Origin of the sequence: Cuneatibacter caecimuris (assembly GCF_004216775.1) — a bacterium.
GTDB classification, from domain to species: Bacteria; Bacillota; Clostridia; order Lachnospirales; family Lachnospiraceae; genus Cuneatibacter; species Cuneatibacter caecimuris.
Genome location: NZ_SGXF01000003.1, coordinates 219,385 through 242,685, shown reverse-complemented (window position 1 = coordinate 242,685; position 23,301 = coordinate 219,385). Strand labels below are relative to the sequence as shown.

Sequence of the window (23,301 nt, the reverse complement as noted above, 5' to 3'; positions counted from 1 at the left end):
CGTCTGTCACGGATTATATAATGCCGTCAATTTTTAGACAGCCATCTCTGGAGCGCCGCATAGAGTAAATCAATCTCCAACGGCTTTGTAAGGAAATCGTTCATACCAGCCTCTTTCGCCATATCCCTATCCTCCTGAAAAGAGTTGGCGGTTAGAGCGACAATGGGGATTTCCGCAGCATCTGAGCGGCCGGAATCCCGTATTGCCCTTGTCGCCTCCAGACCTCCCATGTTAGGCATTCGCATATCCATTAAAATAAGATCAAAGTACCCGGGAATACTTTGTTCAAAAAGTCTAACCGCTTCCGCTCCATCCTCCGCAAGCTCCACCTGAATGCCTTTTGATTGTAATATGTCAATCGCGATCTCTGCATTAATCGGGTGATCCTCAGCCAACAGAATCCGTACATCTTTAAAACGGACAGATGACTCAGGCGGTGCTTTTAATTCTATGGGCCTTCCAAAGGAAATCGGAAGAGAAAAGAAAAATTCACTGCCCACATTTATTTTACTTTTCACCTGTAAATTCCCGCCCATAAGCTGTACAATATTTTGGCTGATCGGTAAACCCAGCCCTGTTCCCTGACTTCGCATTTGACTGGCGCCCACTTGTTCAAAAGAATCAAAAATACGTTCTAAATCCTCTTCTCTGATGCCAATGCCGCTATCAGAAACCTTAAATAAATAGGTAGCCTGCCAATTCGAGGCTGCCGTTTCTTCCACACTCAGATGTACCTCTCCTCCTGGCGGTGTGAATTTAACCGCATTGGATATCAGGTTCATCAAAACTTGCTTTAATCGGATTGCATCGCCCTTCAAATCTGAATGCTTGAAATTATTTTCACAGAAAAGTAATATCCCCCGGCTTTGTGCCTGTGTTTGCATCATACTGCAAAGTTCATCCAACAGCTGACGCAAGGAGAAGTCTTCCATTGCAATTGAAAGCATACCATTATCAATTCGGCTCATATCTAAAATATCATTGATCAGCCCCAATAAATATTGTGAGGTAGAATTAAGCTTTGCTAAATTTCCTTTTATGCTTTCGGGAATATCATCCTTCATCGCTATGAGCGCGGTCGTTCCAACGATTGCATTCATGGGCGTACGGATTTCATGGCTCATTCGGGAGAGAAATTCACTTTTGGCTCTGTTATCCGCCTCTGCTCTCGCAATGTTTTTTTGCATATTGGCATTTTTTACACGCATGTTGGATATTACGATAATCACCATTGTGACCAGCAGTAAAATTGTTGATACAGCGGCGATTGTTAAAATAGGATTAGCCTCCACAAAACTTTTCACTGAAACCTTCGTGTCTCCGATTGAAATCAGGTTATGATCCAGAAGAGAATTCCTGTCATCCTCGGATAAGCTGTTGATGCCTTTGTTTATTATGGACAAAAGCTCCGGATTTGCGGGCGCCGGCATAGCAAAGCTGATTTTAATGCGGTTCGCCGATAAAGTAACAGGAACTACATTGGTATAAATCTTGTCCTGCATCATCTGTTCCATTCGCGCAGAAAGCCCGCAGGCAAAATCCACCTTATGAGTATTCACCGCCGACAAAACTTCTTCTATAGTCGTAAAATACACTACTTCACTAGCTTTTACATAAGAAGGCAGCTGGCGCCCTTCCAAAAGCCCGCAGGTTAATCCGTCCTCAGGATAAGTCACAGATCTATTGCGTACAATTAAATCATTTAACGCGGCATAAGACTTGGTCTGTACCAGTTCACTGCGCATGGCATCCGCGGAATCATCGAAAAAAATGCCGGCCATATCAGCTTTGCCTTCGATAACAAGCTGCTGCGCATGGTCATAAGAGTCTGCCAATATGTAGGAAAATTTCATTCCATATCGTTTAGTTATTTTTTTCAGCAGTTCTGGAACCAAGCCGGAATGGTCTCCGTCTTCGTAGCCAATACAATAAAGCGGATGATAATAGTCAGGAACCGCCACTGTCACTGTGCCCTTTTGCTCCACATAATCTTTTTCCTCCTCGCTCAGCAACAAATTTTCCACCCCAGTATCATCAAAATATCTCTGATATACTTCTTCCGAAAAATGAGGATCGGCTAAAAGAATATGCTCCATTGCCCAGTTCAGCTGATCGAGAAGCTCCTTGTTGTCTGGCTGCACAACCAGATAATGGGGCTGTGCATCAAAATACGCCACCGCGCGAAACTCACCTGTATCATCCGTCGCATTTCCAAGTTTCAGGTCAATCTTTCCCTCCTCCAAATCCAGGTTAATTTGATTAGCGGCAACTTCTTCAGAGGTATATGGTTTGATTGTGCAGTTTAAGCCGTTAACATAGAGGAATTCCTTCAGCCTCCGCACATTATCTGTGGCCCGCTCCACAACGCCTATGGTTTTTCCGTTCAAATCCCTTAAATCATACCCTTTGATAGCGTCATTATTCTGTCTGGCCAGTAAAACCGCTTTGGTATTGCCGCAGCTGAAATCCGGGTAGGCAAAGTATTCCTCAAACGACGGAGAATAGTATGTGCCGCCCATGAGGTCATATTTTCCGGCAATAAACTCTCCCGTCATGTCGTTGGCGTCGGTCTCAATAAATTCGTATGACCAACCGGTATACTTTGCAATTTCATACAGATAATCCACTACCAGGCCGGAGCGTGTTCCGTTTTCGTCGGTCATTGTAAAGCCTTCCGCCTCCGGAAACGGAACACGGATCCGGACGGGTTGTTCTTCTGCGGCATAGGCCGGAATAGTTCTTGTACACATTATGACAAGCAGCACAGCCACAGGCCAAAGCCTTGTCATCTGTTTTTTTAACTCTAATACAAAACGTCTCATATTCACTCCTATAACAGCCTATGAAAAGGTCATACTGTATTAATATGGTCCTCGCAGGTGTCGGCGCGTAATTTTTAGTCCCATTTTATTGTAAGCCGGTGGTCCTTTGGCGGAGAAATCGTTCCTGCATGCCTGACGGCGGCAGTCACCAGATCTGTATTATTGCCCAGCTCACTGTGAACACTCAAAGTAGAGGCAATATAGGTTTCGTCAATAGAAGTAGCCCAGGCGGCAACGGTGTAGCGCTTATCGTCCGCGATTTCACTGCCGTCTGCCAGGGTCAGCTTTATCACGTTATTGTTTTGGTCACGCCAGGGGGCATATTCCATCGTGAGGCCGGAAAAAGCGTACATAGCGTTGATTTCCCCGCCGTTGATCATGGGGTGCTCCAGAAGGGCTTTCAGATCAGCGCCGCGGATCTCATAGGTTGTCAGGTAATCCTCGTCATCCAGACCGCGCAGGTAAAACCGATACAGCATGGTCACATCACCCTCATAAAATTTCGCAAAATTTCCATTGTAATAAGTGCAATGTGGAATCAGAGCAATCTCCGCCCCAGTGGCAGAACGCATAGCATCGGCTATAAAGAAGCTGGTTTCCAGAATAGTAAATTCCTCCTCAGCAGTCCCCACTGACTCTTCCGGTTCCCGGCTGTCTGTGATTTTTTCAGTCATGGCGTCCGTTTCGGCAATAACCTGTTCCAAGGTCAGATCGTCCTCTAAATACTTTTTCATGGTTTGATTATGAAGATCATTTCCAATACTGTCCGCGAAAAAAATCTGTCCATTTTCAAGGCATGCCTGCACGTCCCAAAACTCTTCCCTCAAATTCGCCTGGGCGGATTTCACGCTGCTCAATCCCGAATAAAGCTCCTGTAAGGCCTGCTGTCCTTTGTTTGTGCTGAGAAATGCAAAGATGTCCAGTAAAATCTTCTTTTTGCCGGGATCCTCCATGGACGCTTTGGACAGCGCCATACTGCGCCCGAAAGACATTTGCATCCAGCGTTCCCCCGGCGTATCGGTAGGATAACCAAAAAAGCCAATTTCACACGCAGGCTGTTCGTCCTCATACAGGGAGAACATGGTCAATTGTTCCGGCAGCATAGCAATTTCACCGGCATAGAGGGCGTAACGATTTTTCGTCAGGCTGGAAGAAAAGTCGTCTTCCACCACGATACCACGGTCATATAGTTCTTTATGTACCTCAAAATATGGCTCCAACACGCCCTTGCATGAAGCTTCACCGTTACAGAACAGGTCATACTGTTCCCGTTTTTCCATGGTGGAAAAAACCGCGCGGTTGCTGAATCCCAGTCCTACCCCATCCATGGAATACTTAAAGCAGGGGACAAAGGGGCGTATACCTTGGGCGGAAATTTCATCACACAGGGCATAAAATGCGTTGATCGTCTCTGGTATTTCCCAGCCGTGGGCTTCAAACAGATTTTTATTGTAAAAGATTCCTTGTACCGAGCTGTTAATAGGAAGCTGGTAGAGTTTGCCCCCGGAGCTTAAGTCATTCAACGCGGATTGATTGTACCTGAATGTGAAATCCTCCGCCGATAAGTCATAGAGAATATTACTGCTTATCTCAGCATCCTTTATAGCGCCCGTAAAAATAATATCTTCCAAATCTTTCTGTACTCCGGGATTTTTCAAATGTTCCTGGATGTCCGGAATGCTGGCCTGATCCATGATAACGATATCAACGTTGGGAAATTCCGTTTCGATGGCAAGCTCTACGGGCTTTGCGTTGCAAGGCGCATATGTGCCAATGGTGATGACCGTTTTATCGAAGTCCACCGGCTTATAAGTTAAAATTTCATTGTCTGCGCAGAACCGCGCCTCTGGCTCTGTTTTTTTCTGCATATCGGAGCATCCAGCCATTCCCGCCAGCATGGCGCCGGTTACAAAAAAGATCCATAACTTTTGCTTTTTCACACGGCTTCCTCCCTAATGTATATATTGGATAAATATTTTTTTAACAGCTTCTAAATTTACCGGCTTGCTGATATGAGCCTGCATCCCGTGAGCAAGAGATTTTTCCACATCCTCTTCAAAAGCGTTTGCGGATAAAGCGATGATGGGGATGCTTTGCGCGTCCATGTGGGCCGAGCTGCGAATAGCAGCCACAGCTTCCAGGCCATTCATCACCGGCATTTGAATATCCATCAAGATTATAGAATAATATCCCATGGAAGAACTTAGGAAGCGCTCCACAGCTTCAGCGCCATTAACCGCCCCGTCAACCGAAAATCCAAGCCCGCTTAAAAGCGCTGCCACAATTTCGCGATTGATTTCGTTATCTTCCGCCAGCAGTATTCTCTTTCCACGCATATATTCTGGCAGTTCATTGCTTTGCCCTTTTTCTGGTTTTGATTCGCTGAGTTCGATCCGCTCCAGGGGAAGCTCTATGACAAATTTGCTTCCTTGGTTCAGTTCGCTCTCCACATGAATGGTGCCATTCATCAAAGACACGAGACTGTGTACAATTGCCAGCCCTAAACCACTGCCCACATGCGCGGAGGTAAGGGAGGACTGTTCCTGCTCAAAGGGATGGAACATCTGCTGCATAAACTCTTCGCTCATGCCGATCCCTGTATCCTCCACCATAAAGCAGGCCCTGGTATACGTGACGCTTTCCTGACATTCCCGGTAAGTCAGGGTCACTCCCCCCTCTTCTGGGGTAAACTTTATGGCATTGGAAATCAAATTGACAAGACACTGCTTAATACGGACAGCGTCCCCCAGGTATCCTCTGTGGATGCGATCCGGACAGTCCAGATGAAAATTCAGCGCCTTCTTACACGAGGAATATGTTTCCAGCTGAATAACCGTATCCAGCAGTTCCTTCATATCAAAAGCCGTATGGGAAATCCTTAACTTTCCGCTTTCTATCCTGCTCATATCTAATACGTCATTGATAATGGAAATAAGATATTCACCGGACTTTTTCGCTTTCCGCGCACAATCCGCCACAATATCTGGTTTGTCCACATTGTGCAGCAGCAGGTCGTTCAGCCCGATCACAGCTGTCAGCGGTGTGCGGATATCATGTGAGACCTTGTTCATAAAATCACTTTTCAAGGTGGCTTTTGCTTGCTCCAGTTTGATCTGCTGTCCTTTCTTTACATAGTAGCATATCCAAACTGCAGCTATGGCAACTACAGTTAAGAGGGTCAGCCCGATCATAATGATTACATTACGCATTCCGTCAAAGGTGGCTACCGCCGTTATTGAAATCGGAACAGCTATCACAATACTGTTGCCCCCGCTTTCCGGAAAACTTTGAATACGCCAGATCTCTCCATCTATTTTTGCTATGGATTCCACCTTGTGCTGCTGTTCCAACCCCTGCTGCAGTGCAAGAATCTGGCGCTTGTCTACTTTCTTTTCCTGCAGGGTATGGAGCAGGTTATATCCTCCAAAATATTCATTGGCGGTGGATTCAGTCGGCCGCAGTTCGATCACGCCTTGTTGATCCACAACATAAGAGGCTCCCTGATTTTCGTATAACGCGGTGGCCGCAGCCTCTGCATAAGAATTTGCATCTACCAGCATGATAACGCCAAAAAATTCTTTACCGTCTATGGTAACATCGGAAATAGGAGACATAAAAACCCAAAAATCTCCCTTAGCCTGTACTGTACAAAAATCTGTCCGAATCTCATCCGAAGATTTCAACATCTTAATTTCTTCTGATTCAGACAGTACAATTCTCTCTCCGGTCAGAGAAATACAGGAACCGTCCTCAGCCAAAAGATATAACTGTTCAAACGCCAGAAGCAATTCCTGCCCCTGGTCCAGAGACTGGACATGGTTGCTTGTGATAACAAGAGCCGCCTGTCGCACCTTATCCTCATAAGTTTGCCTCAGCAAAAGCAGTTTTTCTGAAATCAAAGTACTCATTTGCTCAATGGAGTCAATACGCTCATTTTGAATCGACTGGTTTAAATGACGATAAGTAACAGTAAAAATAAAGACCTCGGAGAGGAGCAGACACACCAGCAAAACAGTCATCCGCCTAAGCCACGGAAGACTCTTTACTTTGGCATTTTTTGTCTTGCCAATCATTTCTCTTACCATCTTGCTTTACCACCCTCCGCTCAGCATGATTAAAGTCTTATCAAGAAAACTATTTCCAAAGCTGAGAGCCGTCATATATTTTCTTAACTGTCTCCCAGTAGCCTAACCTTTTACACTCTTCAACGATAAGTTGATGGGTATACTTGAACATCGCGGCGGCTTGTTTTGCAAATAAACTTTGGTCTCCTTCCAGCAAAGCATTTGCTGCTTCTTTGCACATTCCATGTATCTCCAGTTTTCCGGATGCATTGGCCCGGTTTATTAGTTTCGGTATTTTTCGGCCAATTCTGTAATTTTCAAGTATAATTGTATAAATTGACCGCAGAGCATCAAATGGAATGTGCTCAATTAAAAATTCCAGAAGGACAATAGGGTCAGCTTGATATAAACAGCTATATTTTTCCGCTTCGTCCAATCGCTGAATCAGCTTTCGGATTTGCTCATTGGCAACATGGACCGCAGCCTGGTAAGCTACTCCCTCCGCAGTAAGTGAAAGCAGCTCCAGGCACTCGAAATATCTTCTGAGATGGCTTGCAATTAATTCCGGGTCCACATGGATATCATTTAATGCCTCTATATTAGATGAAACAAAAATTCCCTTTCCGCGTGTCGCCTCTACCACGCCCCATTTTTGCAGACATTGAATGGCCTGTGTCGTCGTATTTACGCTGACGCCATACTGCTTCTGCATCTGGGCGTGTGAGGGCAGCCTGTCTCCCGGCTGATAATAACCAATGGCGATAAGCCCCAAAATGTCCAGGTATACGCTGGAATAGCGTTCATCCGCTGTTTTCATCCACTGATCCAGACCCTGAACGCCAATTCGAAAGGGCGAATCAACAGGAACGTAGCATTGAAAATCTTCCCTTGAAATGGTAATATCATGAATATATGCAAGGAAATCTTTGATGGCATCGCTTGTAGGCGCCGATGTCCTGCTCTTTTGAATAAAATTAAGGAGTGTCTGCTGATATCTTACGCGTGAATCAAAATTGTTTTCCCTATATTCCACTCCCAGAAATCCAAGAGAATCAACGATATGAAGGCTTAACTCATTTTCGCATCTGGCAATAAAAAAGCGCCAGATCTGTTTGGAATTTTTCCAAAAAAGCCTTGGTATCCTGGGATTCAATTGCCGGACAATCTTTTCAGGGATATCCCAATCATACTTGTTGCACAGGGATATTCCATGACATATAAATGGATAATAAACAATTTCCGCTGTTTTTAAGATGTCTGTCATAACGGGGACATTTGGCTCATGCAAATTGTAAGCTAAATCATTTCCCGGGTCAGCCTGATCATAAATCACCACAGAAAGCTGTCTCTCTTTTGTCTCAATGAGTCCGGCGTCAGACAGCATTGCAGCCACGCGGCGTATCGTTTTATTGGATACTTTGTACTCTTTGCAAAGATCTGCAAAGGAAGGGAGCATTGTCCCTTTCGGAATTAATCCGGTTTCGATTTTATTCTTTAATATCTCAAATAATCTGTAATATTGAAATTTATCGTATTTCATGTCCTCTTTTCCTCATAAGGCATTTCTTCTGATAGTACGGACAAAAAACTATTCATGGAATCGTCATAGATGCAGTAACAATTCCGTCCTTTATGCTTTGCGGCATACAGAGCCTGATCCGCGCAATGAAACAGGTCTTCATATTCTGTTGCGTGCGTCGGGGCAAGCGCAACTCCCATGCTCGCACAAATATGGAAATCTTGATACATTCCGCCGATGGATTGAAAAATGCGCTCTGCTACGGGGGTGATATCCGCCTTATATTCCACAAAGAGCAAAAATTCATCCCCGCCGATTCTGGCAATTATATCTGAGTTCCGTACTGATCTCTTCACTTTCTGCGCCACCGCGCGCAGCACTTTGTCTCCAAACATATGCCCATAAAGATCATTTGCATTTTTAAAGAAATCCAGGTCAAAGAGCATCAGCGCATATATTTTGTTCGCAGAATGCTCTTTTTCGATAATTTCTTTTATTCTTGTTCGGGCATATTTCCTGCGGTATAAGCCAGTTACATCATCAAAATTGGCGGTCTGCTTTAATAGATCCAGTTCGGTGATTTCCTCATGAATGTCTGTACACTTTCCGATCACGCCTGTAACTGTATTCGTATCATTCCCTAACCAAAGAGGGCGCGCTATGATTTTGAACCACCGCCATTGTCCATGAACGCACAGGCAGTAATTTTCCGAAATGGTAGGTTTTTCTGGCGACACATCTCGAATCTTCTTTTGCAGGTCTTGATAGTCCTCTTTTTTAATAACCTGCTGAAACAGCCTGTCCTCTTTCAGATTCACAATAATTTCAGGTAATCCAAGCTGGAAAACACCCTCTTCTGACAGCGTCAAGACATCAGTCTGGTATGTATATTCAAAAAGGATTTCTTTTGACATTTTAGCGATAAACTGATATTTAATCCGTTCCTGCTCCAAGAGAGCCAATGTGCGATTGGAGGCGGCTCCGCTCTGCAGAATAGTTCGAATTATTTCTTTGATTTCTTCTTTTGTGACATAGCCAAGCGAACGGAGTTTCAGCTCTCTTTCCAACAAGGGGCCTATATCTTTCATGCATTGGAGCAGCAGCGGATTGAATGCGCCGCATTTTCCGCTGAAAATCAGTTCAAAGGCTTCTTGATGCGAATAGGCTTCCTTATAAACACGCTTATGGATCAAAGCATCATACACATCCGCCAGGGAAACCACCTGAGCCTCAATGGGAATTTCATCTCCTGCAAGACCGTCAGGATAACCCTTACCGTCATATCGCTCGTGATGCCACCGGCAAATATTTCTTGCGATCCGCACAATCTCCTCATTGGGGTAATATCGAGTTTTTTCCAGTATATTGGCGCCGATGCTGCTGTGCATCTTTATTTTTTCGTATTCTTCAGGCGTGAGCTTGCCAGGCTTATTTAAAATCTTCTCGTCTATAGAAATTTTACCAATGTCATGCAATGATGACGCGTTTGCAATCAATAAAATTTGGGATTGAAGATAGCGATATTGGTTCTGTGAAGCGCAGAGCTGGGTCAGCAGCATTTCAGTGATCAACCGAATGTTAAGGACATGCATTCCGCTCTCACCGTTACGGAATTCGACAATGTGACTTAAAACCTCAACCATAATAAGATTGCTTTTTTCTTTTTCCAAAACTTGCTCTGTCACTGCATTTTCAAGAAATTTCTGTTTGGAATATAGCATAATGGTGTTGGAGACACGCCGTTTGATTGTTTTGGGATCAAACGGGCGATTTATAAACTCGGTTGCGCCTAAATCATAAGCCGCATCAATATAGGCTGCTGTTGTTTCGGCTGAAATGATTATGACTGGGATATGCTCAATCCATTTATTTTTATTCATTATTGCCAATACCTCAAACCCATCCATCTCAGGCATGACAATGTCCAGCAGGATCAACGAAATTTCGAATTGATGAAATTCCAGAAGCTTTACGGCCTGCAGCCCATTCCCGGCCTCTAAGACTTCATATTCATCGCAAAGCATTTCTGCAAGCAGGGAACGGTTCAGCTCAGAATCATCTACAATTAAAACTTTATTTTGGAGTTTCATCTTCAGGGTTAATCCTTTTCATGTATGCGCTTTCTCTTAATGCAGCTATAAAATCTTTTTAATCAGCTGCAATACACAGAAAAGCCAAATCTCTGTGTACCTGTACCAAATAAGTCTATCATAAAAAATAGCAAATGTCAATTTATTAAGCTATTGTACGGCACGATATACAAAATAGGGACTCTTTCTATAAAAAAAACAGGGACAGCTTAATCTTCTCAAGCTGTCCCTGTTTTTCTATTTTTTTCGTCACTACTTGTTATGCCGTCATGCCGCCGTCAACCACAATGCTCGTTCCAGTCACATATGAGGAATCTTCGCTGGCAAGGAACACTGCAACCGTACCGATTTCTCTCGGCTCTCCGCCTCTTCCCATAGGAATCGTCGCCAGCGTTGCTTTTGTAAACTCGCTGTCCCTCTGCATCATTTCTGAATAAATTGTTCCGGGGCAAATCGCATTTGTGCGGATGTTCATAGGCGCAAGTTCCTTGGCCATGGATCTGGTCAGGGAAAGCACCCCTGCCTTAGTCGCGCCATAGGAAGATAAATGAGGAGCCCCGCTCAAACCGCCGATGGAAGCCACGTTTATGATAGCGCCGCCATCTTTCATCGCATTCGCAGCGAATTTGGTGGCCACAAAATAGCTTTTCAAATTCAGTCCGATTACCTGATCCAGATCGCTTTCCACATCCATATTGGCGATCTCAAAGCTCTTTAAAACTCCTGCGTTATTTACCAGGATATCCAGTTTTCCATATGTATCCAGGGTTTTCTGAAACAGATTGGCCACATCCGCGCTGTCAGTCATATCAGCACGGACAAAAGTTACGTCATAACCCTTCTCCTGAAGTTCCTTTTCAATAGCCTTTCCTTTTTCTTCTCTCCTGCCGCAGAAAACCACCTTAGCTCCCTCTTCCAGAAAGCACTCCATAACCCCGGTTCCGATGCCCGACGTAGCGCCGGTAACAATGGCGACCTTATCCTGAAGCTTACCCATGAATTTTACCTCCATAATTTCTGATTTGCGATACCGCATAAAATTTGTTATAATTATAACATTACAGTTCATGAGCAACAAGAAACACTTTGTCCAAAACAATCTCTTATGAGACAAATCTGCTGATTTTGTCTCTCCTCACAGGGGGTAATATTATCATGAATTCTGATTTTCCAGTTTCCCGGTGCAGGTCCCGCGCAGCTTATATCGCCGCTTTTATCGGACTGCTGCAAGATAAAACTTTTCCGGAAATTACGGCCAATGAAATTATTTCCAGGTCTACCTACAGCAGAGCCAGCTTTTACCGCCATTTCCGGGATAAATATGATCTGGCGGAAAAGATGATCACGGAAGAAGCAGAACGGTATGTTCAGATGATCGGCACGCAGATGCTGCTATGCAGCGAGATGTCCTCTCAGGAAGAATATGTTTTTCAGGTGGCTTTGAAAACTTTTCAGCATGTGGCTGAAAATATGTCACTATACCGTATTATTCTGGATTCCAGAATTGACGGCTTTGATTTGGAACGTTTCTGTACATTAGCCATAGACTTTTTTAAAAAAATCGGGCAGTTTGTTCCGGATAAGTCAAAATCTGCGATTGATACTGATTTTTATTTTTATTGCACCACACATCAGTTTATCCGTTATGTCTGCTATTGGGAAAAAAATAATTTTGTTCAGACGCCGGAATATATGGCTGCGCAGGCGGCGGAGATGATTAATTTGGCAAAGCCTGGGGCTTTTTTGTCCGGAAAAAGGTTGAAGTAGACGGTTTTATCTAGGTAGCGGCTGGCAGGAGAGCCGCTAAGAGGCGGCAGAAAAAACGGAGGAGGCTATTTGCCGTAAGGCATCGAGCCTCCGGAGTTTTCTCTGCCGCCTCTCTGCCGGGGGAGTTCCGGCCGATGCTTTATAACTTTATTTTTCTTCTTTTACCAGATAGGCCGGACGTTTTTTGGTTTCCAGATAGGTTCTGGAAAGGTAGACGCCTAATATTCCCATGCATAGCAGTTGTATTCCCCCTAAGAATAATATTATGCAGGCCAGGGAGGGCCAGCCTGCTACGGGATCGCCGAAGAGCAGCGCCCGTATGACCACAAATAGTACCATGAGGAGGGACAGCAGGCAAAGGATTGCTCCTGTGACGGAAGCGAGGGCCAGAGGAGCGGTGGTGAAGGCTGCGATTCCTTCTACGGAGTAGCGGAATAGCTTCCAAAAAGACCATTTTGTCTGTTAAAAGGTTAAGAATTAGTAAAGGCGCATAGAACCGTCTACTTCCGCGCCGGGACAGGCCCAAGTTTTTGGCAGCGCTGCAAAAAATCATGTAGGAGTCCGACCGTAAACCATAACTGATAAAACAATAACAAAATAACGTGCGACAGTGACGGATCCCCAACCTGCATTGATCTGCGGCCTTTGGCCGCGGCAGGCAGCGGCTGCCCGGAACGCGGAACGTCTCTGCTCACAGTTCCAGTTCAAAGGTCCTGGTTTGATTGCAGGCGTCCAGCTCCAGCTGAAGTTCCATGATTTCTTCATTCAGCTTTCTGTAGTCTTCCTGCACTTTCTTTACATCGTAATTCAGATACGCATATTCGATCAGGCTGCTGTGGCCATAGCTTTCATGACGGGTTTTGGGCAGGCGGCTGCGCATATCTTCCAGCCGCAGCCTGGCCTGGGTCATCTGGGCCATTTTTACCAGCGCCTCATCAATGGTGATTCCCTGTTTTTCCAGGACTGTGGTGGTGTTAAAAACATTCACCGCATGCTTGATCCGGCAGATTTTTCTGTCGATCTCCTGCATTTTCGCAGTGGTCTCCTCATAATCATAGGCCGGAGGCTCCTGTTTTTCATTCTCCGCCAGCACGTACTCTCTGGAACGTTCTTCCATCCTTTCCAGGTAGCTGCGCTCATCCCGCAGCGCCCGCAGCATTTTATTCGCTCCTGCTGATGTGATCTGCATACGCCTTCCTCCTGTTCTGCAGCATTTCGGTCAAAACGGCTGGGCGGACGGCCTGGGGCCAAAAACCGCAGCTCTGACCTCTGTTTCCAGCTCTGTCACCCCTTCTCTGATCTGATACCGGACCGCAGGAATCAGGGTCTTGGGATACAGCAGATTCGTATTGGGACTGGGTATGATCACCTCGCCCCTGCCCTCTCCCTTCCGGGACTTCACACTGCAGCTGCTCCAGCTGTTGGACGCCAGCCCTTCTGTTTCTTTTTCTTCCTTTACTGCCTGTTCTCCCAGCGCGTTGGAAACCGCGAAGCCTCCGTCCACTGCTTCACAGGCGATGCTGCTGGTGATCCTGTGCTTTCTGATATGCCCCTCTTCTGTGGGGATCAGCACAGTTTCCACCTCGATTCCCGGGAACGGAGACCATTTGGAATACACAGCGTTCTCTTCGATCCTGTATTCCTGGCAGATCCGGCGCATGAAGACATAATCTCCCACGCAGAAAGCCAGCATGCTGTCCGGCGCTGCTTCATGCAGCTGGCAGGAAGATTTTGCGATGCTGAAGCCAAACTTACTGTCATAGGCAAATTTCCCATATTTGGCGGGCATCTGGTTGTGCTCCTGGGAGCTGTACAGTCCCGGCGCGTATGCCGTCACATGTCCGGGATAGCGGCGCAGGATCATGGCGCCCTGTTCCATGGCGCACTGCGGCGGCAGCTGGGGCAGAGGCCCGGCCTGCGCCGACCAGAAAGGATGGTCATCCGGAAGGGCCAGAAAAGCAAATGCTTTCATGCACCAGTAAGGGGAGCCGGGCGCGTTATACTGTTCCGCCATCAGGAGGTTTGGATAACCGTATCCAATGGTCAGAATCCCGTCCCTGTCAAAAACAGGGCGCTCCAGCCAGGACCGGAGATGCCTCGTGATCAGTCCCTTCATTACAGGAACAGGAAAAGGCTCCACTCCTGCCAGCAGGCAGGCGGAAAAGAAGCTGACCTGGGCAAAACGGTATGTCATGGACCGGCCGAAGGCAATGGACGGGCCGTCTTCATCAAACCAATAGATAAATTGTTTCGCAAACAGGCAGGCGCGGTCCCGGTAAAGGCGGGCGCGCTCCGGGTCTTCCTGATCCATAAATTTCGCGTAAATCAGGCTGTAAAAATGGATAGCAAAGGAAATATAGTAATCCCTCTGGTCTCCGCCTCCGTCTTTATACCAGCCCTCTCCCAGATAATAGGCCTCCGCCCGGTCCAGATACCTGGCCAGGCATTCTTCGCTGTAAGGATAGCCCACCTTCTTCATGGCGATGTTCACCAGCACATCAAAGAAAATCCAGTTGCAGTCCGGAAGCTCATGCTCATTGATCTTGTACAGATATCCGGCCAGATTCTTTTTCCCCTGTTCTGTCAGGGGTTCCCAATAAATCTCCGGCTGCATCAGAATCGCATAAGCAATAGCAGCCATTTCCACAAACCGCTGGTCATAATCCGCAGGCTCTCCCCAATATTCCGGATGATCCGGGTCCGTGCCATTGGCCAGCCCCTCTCTGTAGATCCTGTCAAATTCGGGGCTGCTTCCTCCTCCCGCGTGAAATGGCACAAGCCCCCACAGAGGCCTGGCAAAAGCCTCCATCCATACTGCTCCCTGGTCATAATGGGCGGCGGTCACGCCGATATTCAGCCGCGCGCAGCCTTCGCTGTAATGCGGCAGAAGAGGGTTCAGAATATCCATCATCATTTCCTGAAAATCCTGTTTTCCTGACAGCTCTGTTTTCCTCATAAAAACTCCTTTCTGTACTTTTCCTTTGAAACGCCAGGTTATTTCTCTTCCTGAATTTCTTCTTTCCGGATCGCTTTTGTGCGGATTTCTTCTGCAATCTGTCCGATAAACTGGCCCAGAGGCTTCACTCCCTCGTCTCCGGCGAAACGGCTGCGGACAGAAACCGTCCCGTCCGCTTCCTCCTGCTGTCCCACCACCAGCATATAAGGCAGCTTGTCCAGACGGGCCTCCCGGATCTTGTAACCGATTTTTTCGGATCTGCTGTCCAGGCTGCAGAGAATCCCGTTTTTCTTCAGCTCTTCAGTTACCGCTGCGCCATATGCTTCGTATTTGTCAGAAATGGGCAGCACCCTTACCTGTTCCGGGCAGAGCCAGGTAGGGAATTTACCGGCATACTTTTCAATCAGCCAGGCCAGCGTCCGCTCGTAGCATCCCATGGAGGTGCGGTGAATGATATAGGGGCGCACTTTGTCGCCGTTCTGATCGATATAGTACATATCAAAATTTTCGGCAATGGCGCAGTCCAGCTGGATGGTGATCATCGTGTCCTCTTTGCCGTACACGTTTTTAGCCTGGATATCGATCTTGGGGCCATAAAACGCCGCCTCACCGTCCGCCTCTGTAAAGGTCAGGTTTTTCTCCACCAGAATCCTGCGGATCGTATCCTGGGTCTTCTCCCAGTACGCTTCGTCTCCCAGATATTTCTCCTTGTTGCTGGGGTCCCATTTGGACAGCCTGTAGGTCACCTCATCCTGCAGGCCCAGGGTGCGCATGCAGTAGTCCGCCAGGTCCAGGCAGCCGATCATCTCTTCTTCCACCTGGTCCGGGCGGATGACCAGATGGCCTTCCGAAATAGTGAACTGGCGCACTCTGGTAAGGCCGTGCATTTCTCCTGAATCCTCATTCCGAAACAGCGTGGAGGTCTCTCCGTAGCGGATGGGCAGATCCCGGTAGGAATGCTGCTCTGCTTTATATACATAATACTGGAAAGGGCAGGTCATGGGGCGCAGAGCCATCACCTCTTTATCCTTTTCTTCCTCCCCCAGCACAAACATCCCGTCTTTATAGTGGTCCCAATGGCCGGAAATTTTATAAAGATCTGATTTTGCCATCAAAGGAGTCTTTGTCCGCACATATCCCCGGTTATAATCTTCTTCATCCTCAATCCAGCGCTGAAGCGTCTGGATAATCTTCTGGCCTTTGGGCATCAGCAGGGGCAGGCCCTGTCCGATCACATCCACAGTGGTGAACAGCTTCATTTCCCTGCCCAGCCTGTTGTGGTCGCGCTTTTTTATATCCTCCAGATGTTCCAGATAAGCGTTCAGCTCCTCCTTCGCGGCAAAGGCAGTGCCGTAAATCCGCTGCAGCTGGGCTCTGTCAGAATCTCCACGCCAGTATGCCATGGAGGAAGAGATCAGCTTAAAGGCTTTGATCCCTTTTGTGTTCATCAGGTGAGGGCCGGCGCACAGGTCGGTAAAACCCTCTCCCTGCCGGTAAAAAGAAATCACCGCGCCTTCAGGCAGATCCTGGATCAGCTCCACCTTATAAGGCTCTCCCTGCTCTTTTTCAAAAGCAATGGCTTCTTCCCTGGGCAGTTCAAAGCGTTCCAGACGTTTTCCCTCTTTAATGATTTTTTTCATCTCTTTTTCCAGGTTGTCCAGATCCTCCCTGGAAAAAGGCTCCGCGTCAAAATCGTAGTAGAATCCTTCGTCTATTGCGGGCCCAATGGCGCATTTCGCGCCGGGAAAAAGCCTCTTTACCGCCTCAGCCAGCACATGGGACGCCGTGTGCCGCACCACCTGCAGGCCGGCGGCGTCTCTGGCCGTCAGGATATTCAGCGCGCAGTCCCTGTCAATCACTGTCCTGAGGTCGGCCACTTCTCCGTCCACCTCTCCGGCGCAGGCCGCTCTGGCCAGGCCTTCACTGATATCCGCAGCGATGTCATAGATGCTTTTTGCTTCCTGGTATTCCTTCACAGTTCCGTCTTTCAATGTGATTTTCATCTCGTTGTTTCCTCTCTTTTTCTGTTTCCTGTTCAATATTCAACTTATTATGCCTCATTTTCTGTCAGGCAGGCTGCCAGAAGCTTCAGCGTATTTTCCACTCCGTCCCTGTGGCTCCGCTCATAGCCATGGGAAGCATACACGCCCGGCCCGATCAGGCCGTGCCTCACATCCGCCCCCGCGCGGAGAGTCGCCTCCACGTCAGAGCCATAATGAGGATAGATATCCACTGCAAAACCAATGTTGTTCTGCTGGGCTGCGCGGACCATCCTGCTGACCACTTCATAATTGTAGGGCCCTCCGCTGTCCTTGGCGCAGATTGAGACCTCTCTCTCCGTACACTGCAGACCCTGCCCGACGCAGCCCATATCCACGGACCAGGCCTCAGTCACTCCGGCAGGGCAGGGGCCGCTGCCTCCGTGCCCCACTTCCTCATAAATGGTAAAATGCGCGTATATCATGCGCTCCGGTTCCAGGCATTCTTCCTTCAGATATCTGGCAAATCCCAGAAGGATTGCGCTGGACAGCTTGTCATCCAGAAACCGGCTCTTGATATATCCGCTTTTCGTCACCCTGGTGCGGGGTTCAAAACAGATATAATCCCCGGGCATGATCCCCAGGGCCCCGGTCTCTTCTTTAGAAGAAACCGGTTCGTCGATCACAATTTCCACGGTGTCCCAGGTTCTCTCTGTTTTCCCATAGTCCCCGTTCACATGGACGGATGCGTCCGCCAGCTGGCAGGTTCCCTCATAAATTTTCCCGGTTCTTGTAAGAATCCGGCAGTTTTCTGCTTCCGCGTTGGCAGCCATCATACCGCCTATATTGACTGCCTTCAGCCTTCCGTTTGTTTTTATTTCATGGACCATGGCGCCCAGAGTGTCGCAGTGGGCTTCCAGCAGCACCGCATCCTCCCTGTCTCTTCCGCCGAATTCCGCCAGCACGCCTCCCTTGACAGTCCTCCTGGCCGGCACGCCGATTTTCTGCAGCTCTGCCAGAAGATACTCCGTCACTTCTTTTCCATATCCGGAAGGGCTGTCGATGGCCAGCAGTGCCTGAGCCTGTTCTATAATATAGTCTGTATATTTGCTGAAATCTTTGATCATTTCTTTCCTCCCGCTGAGCAAATCGTTCTGAGAACAGTTTACTATGGAACTGCGCAGAGTTCAATCCCAAATTTTTCCGCCTTCAGCCCTGACGACCCGGTCGGCAATGCGTTCAGCCGAAGCCCTATGAGTGGAAATAAGGATGATCCTGCCCTCCCGGCTGCTTTCCAGGCATCGGTATAATTCTTCTTCATTTCGGGAATCCAGCGCAGAGGAAGGTTCGTCCAGGAGCCAGACCGGAGCGTTTCTGTAAACCGCTCTCGCCAGAGCCAGACGCTGCAGCTCTCCGCCCGAAAAACAGCCGGAGCCGCCTGTGATCCTGGTCTCATAGCCTTTCGGAAGTTTCCTGATCACCTCATCGATCTGCGCCAGCTTTGCCGCTCTTCTGGCTCCCTCCGCATCCCTGTTCCATCCGGCCATAATATTTTCCGCAACTGTTCCCGGAAACAGCACAGGCTTCTGCGGCACATAGGCAATGAGCTTTCGCAGCGCTTTCCTGTCCCAATCCCTGGTATCTGCTCCATTAATGAGAATTCTGCCGGAATCCGGCAAATACAGCGCCAGCAGCAGCCGCAGCAGCGTGCTTTTCCCTCCGCCGCTCTCCCCGGCCAGAACCGCTATCTCCCCTGCCCGCAGTTTCAGGTTCAGGTCCTGCCATACCGGTTTCCCCGGCTGATAGGAAAAAGCGACGTGTTCCAGCACGATCTCCGGTTCCCCTCCCGCTCCTGCCTCCTGCCCCGGCTGTTCCGGCAAAAGCCCGGCCATCATCCCGAATACCTTTGCCGTACCAGCTACCGACATCTGCGTATCCGTCAGAATCCTGGAAACATTCAAAACCTGCGCTACCTGGCCTGAGAGCTGGGAAACCTGCACTACCTGGCTGATTCCCAGCTGCCCTCCCGCGGCCAGAAGCCCTGAAAGAAAGATGCTTCCCTTCTCCAAAAACTGCCCGTTTGTATTGTTCAGGCCTCCGATCAGCCCTGACAGGCTTCCATAAGCCACAGCTTTTTTCTGTTCCGCCAGACACGCCTTTTCATATTTTTCCTGAGCCACCCCGCCCAGCCCGTCCATGCGCACTGTTTCTATCCCCTCCAGCACAGACTCCATCCACAGGCAGGTTTCCCCTCTGGCAAGGATCAGGCGGTCGCTGATCTTCCGCATCCTGCGGGACAGGGTCAGGCTATAGGCCAGCTGCCAGAAGCCTATCATCAGGACAAGAATTCCCATGCTCCAGTGCATAGAAATAATATAGGCCAAACCGCTTCCGCCCAGCGCCAGAGCATTCGCCGGGACCTGAAGGACCTGGGTGAGATTGGTAAATGCAGCCTGAATATCGTTTGAAAAAACAGCCAGCACCTGCTCGCCTTTCAGCCCATATACCGCGTCCATCCTGGCCTCCAGCAGCTTATTCAAAAAATCCCCGCGCATCCGGGCGGCTGATTGCTGTGCCGCCTGCTCGGCCAGATATTCTCCTGCAATATGAAGGCACATCACTGCGGTAAATCCCGGCAGCAGCCGCAGCGTCAGAAATACCACCGCCGCCATTCCTTCAGACTGGATCAGAAATACCGCGTCTCCGATCAGCCCGGCCATCAGGAACACCGAAAGAACCAATTCCGCTGTTCTGCAGATCATCCCCACAGCCAGCCTTGCCCTGCTTCCTGCAGTATACTCAAATAATTTTCTGAATTCTCTCATCCAAAACACCTCCCCACATCGATCCGGCGTACCCCGGAAATTTCCAGCTCATTATGGGTCACCAGCAGCACTGTCAGCCCCGCAAGTTCCTGTTGGAAAGTTTCATAGACTTTCCTTTCCGTCTCTCTGTCCAGACCGGACGTCACTTCATCCAGCAAAATGATCCGGCTCCCTTTTGCCAGCCCCCTGGCAATAGCAATCCGCTGCTTCTGACCCCCTGACAGCGCGGTCTCATGTCCGTCCAAAAGAGTGTCCAGCCCTCTGTCCAGACCATCCAGCCAGCTTCCCAGCCCTACCTGGCGCAGAAGCTCCTCCGCACGGCTCCGGCTTATCTGTTCTGCCCTTCCGCAGGCAATATTTTCATATACAGAGACTGGCAGCAGATACGGTTCCTGGGGTACATAAGCGATTCTGCTTCTCATTTCCTGCAATCCGCATTTTCCTGCTTCCAGCCCCTCCACCAGGATTTTTCCGGACCAGGGCATATAAAAACCGCAGATCAGCTGCAGCACTGTGGATTTTCCGCTTCCGCTCTCTCCGGCCAGTTGAATCCACTCCCCCTCCTTTACCTGCATGGAAAAATTATTCAGCACCGGCTGCCCGCTGCGATACCCGAACGATACCTGATCAAAGACTAAAGCTTTTAGGCAGTGTTTGCTTTCGCCCTCCATGTCCGGCGGATTCTCAGATTCCGGCCGGATTCCTTTCAGTTCCACCCGTTCCAGACAGGCCCGCACATTCTGCAGATGAATGTTAAGATCGGCAAATCCTTTAAACAACCTGGCTGCAGAAGAGGACAGCGCTACAAATACCATCAGATCACCCACGCTCATCCTTCCCCGGCTGATTTCATATCCGCCTGCCAGAATCAGCAGGACTCTGGGCAGAATCTCCGCCAGATAGGAAAACGCCCCCTGGACGGCCTCCAGCCTTTTCGCCCTGAGCGCCGCCTCCACCTGCGCTTTCTGGCAGGACAAAAACTGTTCCTCCATTTCTTTCTGCAACGAAGCAGCCTTAATATATTCGGCGGAAGAAAAACAGTCCGATACTGTTCCCAGCATTATTCCGGCAGCCTGAAGGCTTTCTTTTTTGTATTTTTTTACCGGGCGGGCAATCCTGTTCTGGAGCCAGAGAATGAGCGGGGACAAGCAGAGCATGGCCGCTGTGACGAACCAGTTCTTCCACATCATGTACAGGACTGTTTCTACCCGCATTAAAACCAGGGAAAAACACATGATCACAAAGGGGCGCAAAGAAGCTGACAGCGCATTGATATCATTCAGGCAGGCTGCTCCCAGCTCTCCCCTGTGCCATTCGTCCAGAGAAGCCATGGACGCGCCGGAAAGCCTGGCAAAACAGTTTTTCTTGATCCGCAGCACTTCTTTTTCCAGAGAGGTCACATAGAGCCGCTCTTTTCCCCAGATGCAGAACAGAATCAGCAGGCTCAGGGCCAGCGCGCCGGCCGCCGGATACCACAGGCCTGCGCTGTTTCCCGCAGAAGCCTCATTGACCATAGCGCCGCCGAGGGACGCCAGAAGAATCCTCACCGCTCCTTCCGCGAGAGTCGCCGCCACCGCGGCCAGAAACCAGGGATTTTTCATGACTTGCTGAAAAAAAACATTCTTTTTCATTGCTTTCTACCTCCGTTTTCTTTATAATACATTGCAGATTTGCAGCAGCGCCCGTATATTCAGAAAGGAGCCCCTATGCACAATTCTCAGATGATTGCCTGGAAAGAGTCCACCGTCCGCCCTTCCCAGTATGTACATTCCTTTTTCCATTCCCATCAGGCCTTTGAAGTGGTGATGGTGACAGAAGGCGCGGTGCGCGTACATTTTTCCGGCCGTTCCTATGATGCATGCCCGGGGGACATCCTGGTATTCGGCAGCATGGAGTCCCATGTCTTCGAGATCACAGATTTTCCTTACAGCCGGACCGGAATCCGTTTCTCCAGAGAAGCGCTGCGGCGCACGATACAGAACCCGGCTCTTTCCGCAATTTACATAAAACACGCACCGGATTTCTGCCACCTGCTGCCCGTTCCCAGAGAAGCGGAAGAACCCCGGCGGCTTTTGGAAGAAATCCAGGGCCAGTTCCGGCAGAAGGCTCCTTTCTATCTGGAAAATATGCTGTATCTGCTGGGGCAGTTTACTGTCTCCCTTTACCGCTGCTGCCCCGCCTGTTTCCCTGTGGTTTCAGCCTCCGGCCATCAGTCCGTATATGAGGTGCTGGAATACCTGGAAAGCCATTATGCAGAAAATATCCATGTGGAAGAACTGGCCCGCCATTTTTATATGAGCAGCTCTCATCTGGCGCACACCTTCCGGGATTTGACAGGGCATACGCCCAGACAGTACCTGACGCTCTGCCGGCTTTCCCGGGCCAGAGAGCTGTTGGCGGCTACGGACCTCCCTCTGGAAGATGTGGCTGCCCGCTGCGGATTTGACCTGGCAGGAACGTTAATCCGCTCCTTCAAAAAGGAATACAATATTACGCCAGGAGCCTTCCGCAAATCTGTCTCTGCCCAACAGTCAATTTTTGAAAACGGCCTGGACATCCCAGTCCCAGATGTGATGGATACGTTTCATGTCCCTATATCGTGAAAAAGAATCCCGCTCGCGGGATTCTCCGCCTGCGGCGTGTCGCTTTAGCGATGTAATTCCTTACGCCGCAGTGCGATCCCCCGGAGGGTCTTGTTGCATAGGGAACGCAGTTTCCTATACAATAACAAAAAAGCCGGATGCTTTCATCCGGCTTTTCTGCTGAATAATGTGCAGAATCTGCAATTTCATTCCATAAGATTTTTTCCGTCCAAAACAGCTTCCTCCAGAACGTCTCCTTTATAGCGCAGCTTCAGGGAGAAAAACGGAGCGTTTTCCGCCAGCAGCCGCAGGAAAATCCTGTCACCCTCCCACAGCTGCAGGCCGCCGATCTCATCCGCAGGCACCCATTCCAAAACGCCCTCCCTGCAATCCGGCAGGCAGGAGGCGTCCCCGTCCCACTCTGCTGATGTGTAAAGACACATATATTCCGCGGGATGTTCATCCGCGATGAAGGTCACGATCCCCCGGAAACGCCAGGAAAGCAGTTCCAGTCCCGTTTCCTCCTTCACCTCCCGCTGCAGGCATTCTTCCGGGCTTTCTCCCTCTTCAAAATGCCCTCCGACGCCGATCCATTTATCCCGGTTCACATCATTTTTCTTGCTGACCCGGTGCATCATCAGATATTTTCCGTCCTGTTCCAGATAACACAGAGTGGTGAGGCAGGATTTACTCATCG

General features: G+C 48.8%; 14 protein-coding genes and 2 pseudogenes. 2 read left to right on the top strand and 14 right to left on the bottom strand.

Translation table 11 applies throughout. From position 1 onward, the window contains the following. Window positions 1-26: 26 nt before the first annotated feature. The 6 genes from EV209_RS09400 to EV209_RS09375 form a co-directional block, all read right to left on the bottom strand. Entirely contained in the window at window positions 27-2,789 is a 2,763-nt protein-coding gene (locus EV209_RS09400; protein ID WP_243647567.1) for an ATP-binding protein, read from the bottom strand. Window positions 2,790-2,896: 107 nt separating this feature from the next. Next, window positions 2,897-4,762: an extracellular solute-binding protein gene (locus EV209_RS09395; protein ID WP_130435198.1), complete on the bottom strand. Its 1,866-nt coding sequence runs from the start codon at window positions 4,760-4,762 to the stop codon at window positions 2,897-2,899. Window positions 4,763-4,774: 12 nt separating this feature from the next. Beyond that, a complete protein-coding gene (locus EV209_RS09390; protein WP_130435197.1) occupies window positions 4,775-6,907 on the bottom strand; it encodes a hybrid sensor histidine kinase/response regulator in 2,133 nt (710 codons plus the stop codon). A 49-nt stretch (window positions 6,908-6,956) separates the two neighbouring features. Then, window positions 6,957-8,426 carry a GntR family transcriptional regulator gene (locus tag EV209_RS09385; RefSeq protein ID WP_130435196.1) on the bottom strand — a complete coding sequence of 490 codons (1,470 nt, stop codon included), beginning with the start codon at window positions 8,424-8,426 and terminating at the stop codon, window positions 6,957-6,959. After that, complete coding sequence (locus EV209_RS09380; RefSeq protein ID WP_130435195.1) at window positions 8,423-10,495, bottom strand: bifunctional diguanylate cyclase/phosphohydrolase; 2,073 nt, start codon at window positions 10,493-10,495, stop codon at window positions 8,423-8,425. The genes EV209_RS09385 and EV209_RS09380 overlap by 4 nt, the downstream gene beginning before the upstream one ends. Window positions 10,496-10,754: 259 nt before the next feature. Next, entirely contained in the window at window positions 10,755-11,492 is a 738-nt protein-coding gene (locus EV209_RS09375; RefSeq protein ID WP_165388884.1) for an SDR family NAD(P)-dependent oxidoreductase, read from the bottom strand. 158 nt (window positions 11,493-11,650) lie between these two features. Between EV209_RS09375 and EV209_RS09370 the strand changes: the two genes are divergently transcribed. Continuing rightward, window positions 11,651-12,262 (top strand): TetR/AcrR family transcriptional regulator, encoded by a 612-nt coding sequence (locus EV209_RS09370; RefSeq protein WP_130435193.1) that lies wholly within the window; start codon window positions 11,651-11,653, stop codon window positions 12,260-12,262. Between the two features lie 147 nt (window positions 12,263-12,409). Here EV209_RS09370 and EV209_RS16975 read toward each other — a convergent pair. The 7 genes and pseudogenes from EV209_RS16975 to EV209_RS09340 all read right to left on the bottom strand — a co-directional run. After that, window positions 12,410-12,724: pseudogene (locus EV209_RS16975) on the bottom strand (glycosyl transferase family 2); the annotation flags it as partial. A gap of 229 nt (window positions 12,725-12,953) precedes the next feature. Then, complete coding sequence (locus EV209_RS09365) at window positions 12,954-13,451, bottom strand: hypothetical protein (RefSeq protein ID WP_130435192.1); 498 nt, start codon at window positions 13,449-13,451, stop codon at window positions 12,954-12,956. Window positions 13,452-13,481: 30 nt separating this feature from the next. Beyond that, window positions 13,482-15,218 carry a DUF2264 domain-containing protein gene (locus EV209_RS09360; RefSeq protein ID WP_130435191.1) on the bottom strand — a complete coding sequence of 579 codons (1,737 nt, stop codon included), beginning with the start codon at window positions 15,216-15,218 and terminating at the stop codon, window positions 13,482-13,484. A 38-nt stretch (window positions 15,219-15,256) separates the two neighbouring features. Further along, window positions 15,257-17,221, bottom strand: a complete 1,965-nt coding sequence (gene thrS, locus EV209_RS09355) for a threonine--tRNA ligase (protein ID WP_130435190.1) — start codon at window positions 17,219-17,221, stop codon at window positions 15,257-15,259. 47 nt (window positions 17,222-17,268) lie between these two features. Next, window positions 17,269-18,321, bottom strand: coding sequence for a M42 family metallopeptidase (locus EV209_RS09350; protein ID WP_130435346.1), 1,053 nt, complete (start codon window positions 18,319-18,321; stop codon window positions 17,269-17,271). A 63-nt stretch (window positions 18,322-18,384) separates the two neighbouring features. Further along, entirely contained in the window at window positions 18,385-20,022 is a 1,638-nt protein-coding gene (locus EV209_RS09345; RefSeq protein ID WP_130435189.1) for an ABC transporter ATP-binding protein, read from the bottom strand. Continuing rightward, a complete protein-coding gene (locus EV209_RS09340; protein ID WP_130435188.1) occupies window positions 20,019-21,653 on the bottom strand; it encodes an ABC transporter ATP-binding protein in 1,635 nt (544 codons plus the stop codon). Before EV209_RS09340 ends, EV209_RS09345 begins: the two co-directional genes overlap by 4 nt. A 75-nt stretch (window positions 21,654-21,728) precedes the next feature. Here EV209_RS09340 and EV209_RS09335 point away from each other — a divergent pair, with 75 nt between their 5' ends. Beyond that, window positions 21,729-22,625, top strand: coding sequence for an AraC family transcriptional regulator (locus EV209_RS09335; RefSeq protein ID WP_130435187.1), 897 nt, complete (start codon window positions 21,729-21,731; stop codon window positions 22,623-22,625). A 194-nt stretch (window positions 22,626-22,819) separates the two neighbouring features. On the opposite strand, the pseudogene EV209_RS09330 reads toward EV209_RS09335, so the two are convergent. Next, window positions 22,820-23,299, bottom strand: a pseudogene (locus EV209_RS09330) (NUDIX hydrolase); the annotation flags it as partial. Window positions 23,300-23,301 lie beyond the last annotated feature (2 nt).